Consider the following 8,706-nt stretch of genomic DNA (forward strand, 5'->3'; position numbering starts at 1 on the left):
AATTCTAAACCTTTGCAACTAAAACATAAAACCTTACTTTTGTGCATCATATTAAGAACCAAAACTAAAAAATGGAGATCATTATCAAGCTTTCTCAATTCCTATTGAGTTTATCATTACTGATTATATTACACGAATTAGGGCATTTTATTCCTGCCAAATTATTCAAAACCAGAGTCGAAAAATTCTATTTGTTTTTTGACGTAAAATATTCGTTGCTTAAAAAGAAAATTGGTGAAACCGAATACGGAATTGGATGGTTACCGCTAGGTGGTTATGTGAAAATTTCTGGTATGATTGACGAGAGTATGGACAAAGAACAGATGGCTTTGCCTCCACAACCTTGGGAATTTCGTTCTAAACCAGCCTGGCAACGTTTGATTATTATGTTGGGTGGCGTTACAGTCAACTTTATTTTGGCTTTCATTATTTATATTGGGATGGCATTTGCTTATGGCGATACTTATATTGCTATGGAAGATTTCAAAGACGGACTTTTGATTGAAAATCCTGCCATGATTAATGCGGGTTTTAAAACAGGAGATAAAATTCTTGCAGTTGATGGTACTGAAATTGTCAAATTTGATAATGACATCAACATGGAAATTGCAATGGGAAAAGAGATTCTTATTGAAAGAAACGGTGCGCAACAAACAATTAAAATGCCAACTGATTTTATTGATCAATTATCTAAATTTGAAAAAGGATCAATCGTTTCTATAAGAATGCCGTTTGTAATTGGTGCTATTGCTGAAGATTCTAAAAACACGGCTTTACAACCCAAAGATATTTTGCTTTCATTAAACGGTCAAAAAACAAAATATTTTGATGAAGCTAAAACTATCCTTGACAACAACAAAGGAAAAACAATCCCTGCAACTATTTTACGTGACCAAAAAGAAACACAAGTCAACGTTATAGTAAACAAAGAAGGAATGCTAGGCGTACAGCTTGGAGGTTTAGGAATGGATTCTTTAGAGAAATTAGGCTATTATAAAGTAAGTACTCAAAAATTCAGTTTCATAGAATCTATACCTGTTGGAATTGAAAAAGGAAAAAATCAATTAGTAGGTTACGGAAAACAATTGAAAATGATTTTCAATCCTGATACTGGAGCTTACAAACAAGTAGGAGGATTTGCAGCTATTTATAATATTTTTCCAAGTACGTGGAGCTGGGAAGTGTTTTGGACCATTACCGCTTTGTTATCGATTATGCTTGGTGTAATGAACTTATTGCCTATTCCGGCACTAGATGGAGGTCATGTAATGTTTTTATTATACGAAATTGTTTCTGGTAAAAAACCAAGTGACAAATTCCTAGAGAATGCACAAATGGTTGGTTTTGTTTTACTTATCACATTGTTAGTATTTGCTAATGGAAATGACATTTATAAAGCGATTGTAGGCAGGTAAAAAAAATCGAAATTTTTTTCATTTTTTGTTTGCTACATTGAAAAAACGTCTTATATTTGCAACCGCTTAGACAAACAAACACAACGTTCTTACTAAGCACACAAACATACCTGTACACATGTAAACTTATATAGTTTCCTTCTTAGCTCAGTTGGTTAGAGCATCTGACTGTTAATCAGAGGGTCCTTGGTTCGAGCCCAAGAGAGGGAGCTTCCTAGAGAAAGCCTTTACAGCAATGTAAAGGCTTTTTTGTTTTTACAGGTTAAACATAGGTCAAACATTTCCAATTCTTCTTTATCTTTTTCTCTATATTTATTCCAAAATCAAAAGTATGCTTGGAATTACAGAAAGTACAACAGAATCCCCTTTAGAATTTTTCAATCAACTTCTTTTCTTTGATGGACTCAAATTAGTCCTAGGTAGTTTCTATACTGAAAATTCATTCACTAAGGGATATAAGTTTATTAATGAAGAAAACCGTGAGTTTACATTTACTGCTTGGGTACATAAAGATGATATCTCTGATATGATTCATATTGAGAATTACTTAGCAAGAGTTCTTAAATTCAATACCAAACTAGCTTTTGATTCACTTAATAAATCACTTGTAAAAATGGAAGAGATGGAGGCGAATAAATTCCTTATCCACCAATTGAATCTATTATATTCCTTGATAGTAAAATATGACACTGACGAAAACAATACTTATCCTGAAATAAGAACCGAGTTGATTTCTATAATTTCTTACATTAACATAAGATACTCCCATTACCAATTAACCCATAAAGCTTTCAGAAAACTTACTAACAATCCTGATAGCATATTTTCTTTTTTTCAAGTTAAATCAGAAATTACTAATTCTTTTTTTGAGAAACTTTATGATGTTGCTATAAGTTTAGATTTAATAGATGATGTCGAAACTTCAGAAGATTTATTTAATGAAGTTTTTACCTCTACTAAGCCAGAACCCGAAAGTAAAATTCACTTTATTAAACCTAACGCAAATGTTGCATTCTTTCTTAAAGAAATAGAATCTTTTTTTGAAAACTTTAATTCAACTACAATTGAAAAAAGCAGGAGTTTTTTAAATAAACAAGGTAAAATTTTGACCAGTACCGATCTATATACTGCACTTTCAAGAAATAAAGACAAACAGAATACTGACCTTATCAAAATTCAAAACGAAATCAATTTACTTAAAAAGCAGTATTTGAAATAACCTTACATTTCATCTTACACTCTCCTTACACTCCATTGACGCCCCTTTTTTCATTGCATTTCTTTGTGGCTTAATCAGGATATGTTAATCATATCCATAAACTATAAAAGCAATGGAAATTTACAATGAAATCCTTTCTAAGGAACATTTGTTAGAATTATTGAAAAAAGTTCAAGATGAGTCAAGAAAGTTACAATATCTAAAAGAAGAGATGTTGAATTTAGAAGAGGCAATGCATTATTTAAGTTTATCAAAAAGTAAGTTGTATGACAAAATTTCTAATGATGAAATCCCATTCTATGCTAATGAAGAAAAGAGAATTCTTTTTAGAAAATCAGAACTTGATTATTGGATTTTTTCAGGTGAAGTTTCAACCACAGAAAACTTTGACAAAGTAGTTAGTGCTTTTTTAAGCAATATTACCAATTTTTAATCTAAAGGGTTCTATTCTTTTGTTTTAAGGCTGTCATGAATACTATATTTAATCTTGATTAGCCATCTTACATTTTACCTTACACTTTTGCTTACACCCTCATTACACTTTTGGAATGAGGGTTTTTTTATGCGCTTAATTTGCTTCAATATAAATAGAGATATGCGCATATCCATAACCTAAACAGTGATGGAAATTATCCTAAAAAAATTAGAAAAATTAGAAGTCTTAATTAAGAGACAGTACATTTTAAGCAAAGAGATTTTATCTCTTGAAGAAGCGGCAGCTTATCTGCAATTATCAAAATCTTGTCTTTATAAAATGACAAGCAATAAAGAGATATGTTTTTATGTACCAGGGGGTAAAAAGATATATTTCCGCAGAACTGAGCTTGATAGTTGGGTTCTCAATAGTAAAGTAAGCTCAGTTAACGAGTGTGATTTAGAAGTAGAAAATTATTTGGGAAGAACTAAAAAATCTAGGTCATGATAGATTTTGTAAGGTTATTCTACAGAGACAAATTTAGATTAGAAAATCATGTCTTATCCGAAGGAAATTTTAATACAGTTAATACAGTAATGGATTATCATACTGGGGAAGTTAAATATCCATATACAACTAATGTAGGTTCAATGGATGTAGGTATTTCTAAAAATTCAGGATATGTAAAAAATTCATTGCATAAACTGCACAATTTCAATGCTACTGGAGATGAGCAAAATCATAACAACTTCAGTTATTCAACTGTATGTGACACCATTGATTTTTTGTCAAAAAAAATAGTAGATGCAAATTCGACAAAACTGACACAATTAGAATTTGGGATTAACATTGTAATAGACAAACTGCCTGAATTACTTGTAAGACGAAATTTCTTAATGCACAAGCTTGAAGGAGGTTCAAGTAATGATTATCGTGGTAAAGGTGAATTAAAACAGTTCAGTCACAATAATTACTTTATAAAGGTTTATGATAAAGGAAAACAGTTTGGCTTAGGAGAGAACATACTCAGATTTGAAATCAAATTTATTAAAGCTAAGGAGTTTCAGGCTCTTGGGGTATCTAATCTTGAAGACTTAAAATCCAAAGGAAATCTTAGAAGACTTTTTATGTATTTACTTAAAAGATTCGATGAGTTAACAATAGTAGATGATTTTGATGAGGCTTCAATCTTAGAAAAAAACGACTATGATAAGTTGAGCAGATATACCAACCCAATATTTTGGACTGAAGAAATCAGAGGTAAGCATCAGCAAACCAAATCTAGACATAGAAAAGAATTTGAAAGACTTCTTGAAAAGAATGATTTGTTGAACACAAATTGTTATCTGCGAAAATTACTAATCCAAAAATTCATTTACCTAATTAATCATTAATTCAAAATGTGACAAATTCTACACTTTGTATATAGGGAATTTGTCACATTACAAAAAAATAAAAAAATGGCAAGTATAAAAATATTATTGAGAGACAAAGCATCAAAAGAAGGATTGTTTCCTGTAGTTCTAAAAATCATAAAAGACAGAAAACCTAAACTGATTTCCTTAGGTATGGAATGCATAAAGAAAGATTGGGATGAAACTAATGCACAATTTAAAAAGAGTCATCCAAACCATGTTCAAAGAAACAGAGTACTCCTAAAACTAAAAGAAAAAGCTTTTAAAGTAATTGATGAATTCAATATTGAAGAAATTGACTTTACACTTACTCAATTTGAAAACAAATTTAGAGGTAAAAAAGATAGTAATACATCTGTAAGAACATTTTGGGAGGATAAGATTGCTGATTTAAACAAAGCTGGAAGAACTGGAAATGCAAGAGCCTATTTAGACACTATGAATTCCTTCTACAAGTTTGCTAAAAACAATCAATTGAAATTTAGGGACATTTCTGTTGAAATGCTTGACAAATACGAAACTCACTTAAGAGCTACTGGAAGCAAAGATGGTGGAATTGGAGTGAGAATGAGAGAATTGAGAGCATTGTATAATGATGCAATTAAAAGAGGAATAGTAGATGAAAAGCACTATCCATTTAAAGCTTACAAAGTTTCAAAGTTAAAAGGTTCAGGAATAAAGAAAGCTCTATCAAGAGCTGAGATTCGAAAAATTGAAGATTTAGATGAGTTCAAGTATCCTCATTTAGCAGAGTCAAAAAAACTCTTTTTGTTTTCTTATTATACATCTGGCATCAATTTCTTTGATATTATGAAATTAAGATGGAGTAATGTACAAAATGGAAGAATTGTTTATACCCGTTCTAAAACTAAAGGTAATTTCAGTGTAAAAATCCTGGAACCTGTCAGAATCATTCTGGAAGAATACAAGCATATAAACACCAAAACTGACTATGTATTTCCCATACTATTAAAGGAAGGCTTAACACCTATTCAGATTGAGAATAGAAAAGCAAAAACGCTGAAAAAATTCAATAGTGACTTAAAAAAAATTGCTGAAATACAGGAGATAGAAAGTACCGTTACAAGCTATGTTGCAAGACATAGCTACGCTACTAATCTTAAGGAATCTGGAGTATCAATAGATATGATAAGTCAATCTATGGGGCATCAAAATGTTGGAATAACTACTGCTTATTTAAAAGATTTTGACAATAATGTTATTGATGATGCTAATGAAAAACTATTGCAAGAACCCTCACCTATTTATAATGCAAAAAATAAAATAAGGGTGTCTGCTTAGTGAACCTTATTTCATTTCAAACTTTAAAATTATAAATATTAATCTTTAAAATTATAAATCATGGAATTAAAAAAATCAGCAAGAAGCAAAGCCAAAATTAAAATGGCTTTGCAAGCTCCATCAGGGGCAGGGAAAAGTTACAGTGCTTTATTATTAGCTCAAGGTCTAACCAATGGAAACCTTTCTAAAGTAGCTATTATAGATACAGAAGCAGGTTCAAGTAATCTGTATGCTCATATAGGTAGTTACAATGTTCTGAACCTGGAGTCTCCTCATTCTCCTGAAAGATATATTGAGGCAATAGACTTATGCATTAAGTCGGGGATGGAAGTGATAATTCTTGATAGCATCAGCCATTGCTGGGATTTCTTATTGGATTATCATGCTTCCCTTACTGGAAACTCATTTACAAACTGGAACAAAATAACTCCAAGACAAAAAGCATTTGTAGAAAAAATTCTTCAAAGTGATGTTCATATCATTTGCACAATGCGCGTAAAACAAGACTATGTGTTGAGTGAAAGAAACGGGAAAATGGTTCCTGAAAAAGTAGGTCTGAAGGCAATCCAAAGAGATGAGATTAGTTACGAATTTACCATAGTATTTGACATCGATTATAAACATTTTGCAACTGCTTCTAAAGATAGGACTAACTTGTTTGAAGGAAAGCCTCAATTTGTTATTAACTCGAATACAGGTAAAAAGATTTTAGACTGGTGCAACAGCAACATGACTAAAGGAGAACTACAGGTAAAAGTAAATGAGTGCAATAGTCAATCTGAACTTTTAGTCCTTTATAATGAAAACCTAGAGTTGGCTAAAACTATTGAACAGGACTTTATAGCCAAGAAAAATCTTTTACAAGAACTAACTTCAAAAGTATCATCAAATGGAAATAGAACTCACTGAAATTAGAAAAGGGGAAACTCTTTCGATTTCACCTGGAATCCCTAAAGATATAATATCTACACAAACACACTCCAATACTTCTTTTATTGAATCTAATTTAGAAAATACAAGTACAAATTTTGGAGAATATGAAAAAGTTTTTCTTGAACCTGTAGATATTACTAATTTAAATGCTCCAGGTGCTACACTAGAATTTTCAAATAGTATACAAAAATCACCTTTCATCGAGGCTAACACAGAAGAGGTTAGCCTTTTTCATTTAAAAGAAAAATGCGTGATACCTGTATTCACCAAAGACAATGAAATTACATTGAGCCATCAGGAGTTTATAGAAACCGCATTGTCAGCTATTAGTAAGATGTTCCCAAATGAAAATGTGGACACTCCTGAAATCAGAGTAAGCCACCAAATTAAAGGCAGAACACCTGATGCTTTACATATTGCTGCTAAAGATTTGCAAGAGCATCAGAGAACTTCTTATTTTGAGAGGATGGCTTTTATTGTAAGAATTCCGGGTATAACTGAAACCATAAATGGGAACAAGTTGTCACTCACAATAGGAGGTGTTAGAAGCTACAACCTAGAGAACCTTTATAACAAGAAAACTTATGAAAAGTTTAAATTCTTCATAGGTTTCCAAAATATGGTATGCTGTAATCTTTGTGTAAACACAGATGGTTTCCAGAGTGAGATTAGAGCCATGAGTTATTTAGACCTAGAGGATAAAATGCTTCAAGTAATACAGGGTTATAATGCAAATCAGCATTTAAGCACTATGAAAAGCCTAGTTGACTATTCTCTTTCTGAAAGGGATTTTGCTCAAATTATTGGCAAAGCAAGATTGTACAATTACCTACCTAAAAAAGAGAAGGCTCTAATACCTGAGCTACTCTTGAATGATGGTCATATAAGTACAGTAGCTAAGGATTACTACCAAGATGAAAGTTTTTGCAGAAACGCTAATGGTGATATAAGTATGTGGGAGTTTTATAATTTGTTGACTGGCTCTAATAAGACCAGTTATGTTGACACTTTCCTTGAAAGAGGAGTGAATGCCTTCAGCTTTTCTGAAGGTGTCTCAGATGCACTAAGTGGTAGTTCTAACTACTCTTGGTTTTTGAGTTAAAAAGAACCCAATCCCTATCATTAGGGATTGGGTTTATATTATTTTATCACAGCCTTTAATATCCCTTGGTCTTTTGCTTTTTAATAAATAGCAAAATTTTTCATCATGAGAAATAGCTATGTAATTTGATTTACTCTTTTTATCTAAGAGGTCTGATTCTTTGATTAATCTAACTTTCCAATTAGGCATACTTGTTGGAGGATTAAATTTTTCAATAATTTGTGAAATTTCATCATTAGTTAATTGAATAATTAATTTTTTCATATAAACGGAATACTCAGTATTGTATATGTAATATTCTAGTTCTCTATAGTTATCAATTAAACATCTTTTGTTCGCATCACCAACATACCAGTATGACCACCAATAGCCATAAAAATTATAGTTCCCACCCACTTCAATTGTTAATAATGCTCTTCTAATGTCATTTGAAACTTTATCATTGCTTTCGTCATCAAAATATTTTTTGATTACATTATAAACTTTATTAAAATTAATTAAATCAAAGCTTTCAGGATTGTTTTCATATTGAATGCATTTCAAAGCAAAAGAAATTCTCCCTTTGAAAAAGTTCAAGTCTTCCATAGAGTTTATGTCATCTTTGGAATCTGATGAAAAAATAATTAGTTTAGATTTAACTAATTCTTCTTCAATTTGTTCTTTTGCAAATGTTGAATTTAATTTTTGCTTAGTACTTAAATGATTGTAAATATCTCCTGAGCCTTCTGATAATTCTGAAATTAAATTAATAACACCATCAAATGTTTCTGGACTTCTAATAATATCCGGTCTATTACCTCCTTTTTCTACACTTCCTCGTGAGAGAATATTTCTAATAACTCTAAACCAATCTTTAAGATGTTCTTTATTTATTTCATTGTTTTTTAATAAATATTCTGTAAGAG

At 31.0% G+C, this 8,706-nt stretch carries 9 protein-coding genes and 1 tRNA gene; 9 read left to right on the forward strand and 1 reads right to left on the reverse strand.

Features of this window, described 5'->3' with window-relative positions:
• Positions 1 to 71: 71 nt before the first annotated feature.
• The 9 genes from rseP (at position 72) to AAGV28_RS14285 (ending at position 7,801) form a co-directional block, all read left to right on the forward strand.
• A complete protein-coding gene (gene rseP / locus AAGV28_RS14245) occupies positions 72 to 1,415 on the forward strand; it encodes an RIP metalloprotease RseP (protein WP_373407423.1) in 1,344 nt (447 codons plus the stop codon).
• 136 nt (positions 1,416 to 1,551) lie between these two features.
• Positions 1,552 to 1,625 (forward strand) — tRNA-Asn (locus tag AAGV28_RS14250).
• Between the two features lie 121 nt (positions 1,626 to 1,746).
• Positions 1,747 to 2,634 carry a DUF6617 family protein gene (locus tag AAGV28_RS14255; RefSeq protein WP_373407424.1) on the forward strand — a complete coding sequence of 296 codons (888 nt, stop codon included), beginning with the start codon at positions 1,747 to 1,749 and terminating at the stop codon, positions 2,632 to 2,634.
• Between the two features lie 112 nt (positions 2,635 to 2,746).
• A complete protein-coding gene (locus AAGV28_RS14260; protein WP_373407425.1) occupies positions 2,747 to 3,067 on the forward strand; it encodes a helix-turn-helix transcriptional regulator in 321 nt (106 codons plus the stop codon).
• A gap of 189 nt (positions 3,068 to 3,256) precedes the next feature.
• A complete protein-coding gene (locus tag AAGV28_RS14265; RefSeq protein WP_373407426.1) occupies positions 3,257 to 3,556 on the forward strand; it encodes a helix-turn-helix transcriptional regulator in 300 nt (99 codons plus the stop codon).
• Entirely contained in the window at positions 3,553 to 4,443 is an 891-nt protein-coding gene (locus AAGV28_RS14270) for a hypothetical protein (RefSeq protein ID WP_373407427.1), read from the forward strand. Before AAGV28_RS14265 ends, AAGV28_RS14270 begins: the two co-directional genes overlap by 4 nt.
• Before the next feature lie 66 nt (positions 4,444 to 4,509).
• On the forward strand, positions 4,510 to 5,766 hold the full coding sequence (locus tag AAGV28_RS14275) for a phage integrase SAM-like domain-containing protein (RefSeq protein ID WP_373407428.1): 1,257 nt from the start codon (positions 4,510 to 4,512) through the stop codon (positions 5,764 to 5,766).
• Positions 5,767 to 5,826: 60 nt separating this feature from the next.
• The gene (locus AAGV28_RS14280) at positions 5,827 to 6,675 is read left to right on the forward strand and encodes an AAA family ATPase (protein ID WP_373407429.1); all 849 of its coding nucleotides are present in this window, start codon (positions 5,827 to 5,829) and stop codon (positions 6,673 to 6,675) included.
• Positions 6,656 to 7,801 (forward strand): DUF3871 family protein, encoded by a 1,146-nt coding sequence (locus AAGV28_RS14285; RefSeq protein WP_373407430.1) that lies wholly within the window; start codon positions 6,656 to 6,658, stop codon positions 7,799 to 7,801. The genes AAGV28_RS14280 and AAGV28_RS14285 overlap by 20 nt, the downstream gene beginning before the upstream one ends.
• Positions 7,802 to 7,834: 33 nt before the next feature.
• Here the strand turns inward: AAGV28_RS14285 and AAGV28_RS14290 are convergent.
• Positions 7,835 to 8,706: hypothetical protein (locus AAGV28_RS14290; protein WP_373407431.1), on the reverse strand; the 872-nt coding region annotated here is incomplete at its 5' end.

The organism is Flavobacterium zubiriense (genome assembly GCF_041729725.1).
In the GTDB taxonomy this organism is placed as follows: domain Bacteria; phylum Bacteroidota; class Bacteroidia; order Flavobacteriales; family Flavobacteriaceae; genus Flavobacterium; species Flavobacterium zubiriense.